This is a genomic window from Arthrobacter sp. E3 (assembly GCF_017353415.1).
Taxonomy (GTDB): Bacteria; Actinomycetota; Actinomycetes; order Actinomycetales; family Micrococcaceae; genus Specibacter.
The window spans coordinates 1-264 of the sequence record NZ_JAFMPX010000131.1; the positions used below are offsets into that span (position 1 = coordinate 1).

Annotated in this window: 1 rRNA gene; it reads left to right on the forward strand. The window is 44.7% G+C overall.

Going from position 1 to position 264, the window contains the following annotated elements:
- Positions 1 to 145: 145 nt before the first annotated feature.
- Positions 146 to 264: ribosomal RNA gene (locus tag JMA46_RS16925) — 23S ribosomal RNA — on the forward strand; the annotation flags it as partial.

The following is a 264-nucleotide window of genomic DNA, read 5'->3' on the forward strand; positions in this document are numbered from 1 at the left end:
TTGAGAACTACATAGTGAACGCGAGCATCTTTATAGAGAAAGCAATTTCTTTTGAGTATGTTTGAACCTGGATCTGACACTGCTTTGTTGTGGTGTTGGTTTTCATGGTTCTCTCGAAAAATGAGTGATTGACCAACATGTGTGTGGTCAAGTTTTTAAGGGCGCACGGTGGATGCCTTGGCATTAGGAGCCGAAGAAGGACGTAGGAATCTGCGATAAGCCTCGGGGAGTTGATAACCAAACTTTGATCCGAGGGTGTCCGAA